2 protein-coding genes and 1 riboswitch are annotated in these 2,099 nt (G+C 36.9%); both genes read right to left on the bottom strand.

All coding sequences use genetic code 11. The annotated features are described in order from the left end of the window. Positions 1-61: 61 nt before the first annotated feature. A riboswitch (SAM riboswitch) is annotated at positions 62-179 on the bottom strand. 167 nt (positions 180-346) lie between these two features. Further along, entirely contained in the window at positions 347-1,009 is a 663-nt protein-coding gene (locus tag AC1DRF_RS24555) for a hypothetical protein (RefSeq protein ID WP_014460954.1), read from the bottom strand. A 69-nt stretch (positions 1,010-1,078) separates the two neighbouring features. Beyond that, on the bottom strand, positions 1,079-2,099 hold a 1,021-nt coding region (locus AC1DRF_RS24550), incomplete at its 5' end, for a spore coat protein (RefSeq protein WP_477741924.1).

Below are 2,099 nucleotides of genomic sequence, written 5' to 3'. Positions count from 1 at the left end.
CCTTAACTCAAAATAAAAAACACTCTTCGCAGATGGAAGAGTGTTCGTTTATACACGATTTCTCTCATCTGTTAGAACAATACTGATGTTCCACAGGAATTAGCACCGTTCAAATGAATGTTTCATTTGATGGTTGCCGGGCATCGCAGGGCCAGTCCCTCCGCCACTCTGGATAAGAGTTCTATATAATTGTTGGTGGTTAACGTTTTGTTGTTAATAACTTTAATAAAGATTTTCTATATTGTCAACATAATTTTCTAAAAAATTTAAATCGTCTCATTTGTTTATTCAATATCCTTGTCCTGATAAACACATAAAAAAAGAGACGAAAGCGAGGTCTCTTTTTTTAAGGCAAGTGTACAGATTTTACGTGAGCTAACTTCCAATACATACTTTCTCCATTTGCCGTAATTAGTTCAACAATATTATTAGAAACTTCTTTAAGTACGCCAATCTTTTCTGATTGATCCCCTAAATCTAATACGACCAGCTGATTTTCATATTTTTTAAGCTGCTCTTCAAAGTTTCTGACAAAAGGTGCAGAGGCGGGCCTTACGGGGAGCTCTTTGTCACTTAAAGAATAAGGGGTTAACTCATTACTGTAAGGGGTAAGCCATTTCAAATGATGCAGAGAAACAAAGACATTTTTATACACTGGAGAATAAAACACAAGATAATCATTCAGCACGGATGTGATATAGCCATGCAATGATTTCCCTCCCGTTACATAAATTTCAATAAATTTCCCTTTTGCCTGCTGTAAAATATTACGATAAGAAATCCGCTGACTTTCTTCTATCAAATTCTCTTCTATTTCACGTAAAACCGTATAGTCTTCTTCCGATACTTCCCGCAAACGATGCATGTGTAAAAGAGGAATATACAAATAATCATGTCCATTATACAAAACCATAATATCTAATCCAAGATCAATAAGTCTTCCAACAAATGTCGTTTTACCTGAAATATCCAACTCCACAATTTTATTGATATAATGATTCATACTCATACTCATTCTCCTCCTTTTTCCTATATGTTAGAAAAGGTGCTTTATAAGCACCTTTTATGTTCCATTTCATCATGCTTTCCAACGATAATTTTTCGTTTTAATAACTTTCTCGGCCGGTGCTGAAGAGCGTGAACCCGTACGGCGTCCTCGAGAGCGATCGTCTGTGCGTCCACCCGTGCGGCGTCCTCGAGAGCGATCGTCTGTGCGTCCACCCGTGCGGCTTCCTGTACGTTCTTCTGTAGACTTCGCAGCTTCAGCCTCTCCATTTTCTTCTGTTTCTTCATTATTTTGATTGTTATCGTTTTGCTTAAAAGCCCCTTTTGCTCCCACACAAATGGTTTTAACGTGTCTTGGCTGTAAGCGTAATACTTGATTATTCTGCACAAGTGTAAATGTACCATTTCGGCTTTGTACTAACACGCCCTCTACAGCTTCAGGTCCTCCATTATTGATTGATACCCATTTATGAGAAAGGTGGGCAAAAAGATCGTTAAAGCTTTTGGATTTCATATATTCTGGTTCTTGGCTCACTAAGAGTTCATTTGCAGATTGACTAGTTTGATCTCCATTGTTGTTTTGATATTCACTCACACTCTTAACGTGTTCAGTATTAATATAGACGACACCGTCGTCCTCTGTGAGTAATACTATATAAGCAGATTCAAATGAACCTAAGACATCAAGAAGCTGACCTGCTTTTTTCTCAGGTCCACCTTGGTTAACCTGCACATATTTAGTTTTCATCAATGATAAAGTTGTAGCAAAAGTTTTTCCTCGATATAATTCTAATTCTGCGCTAATTCCAGTAAACGTTTGTGCCGAATTTGACATAGTATCTTCAGTGATACTTTTTACATGCGCTAAGTGATAATATACAAGTGTATATTCTTGTTGATTATTATTTTGGTTGTTTTGGTTGTTTTGGTTGTTATTTTCACCATTATTGTTATTATTGTTATTGTTGCTTTCCACTGCTAAGATTAAATAATCTGATTGCACGTCAACCAAATAACCTGTTTTAGATTCAGGTCCTCCACGATAAACGGTCACCACTCTTCCTTTTAGGGGTTTGAAGTGAGAAGAATAGCCT

It is taken from the genome of Priestia sp. P5_B4, from assembly GCF_056400385.1.
The sequence above is the reverse complement of the archived record's forward strand: the minus strand, read 5'-3'. Positions and strand labels throughout refer to the sequence as shown.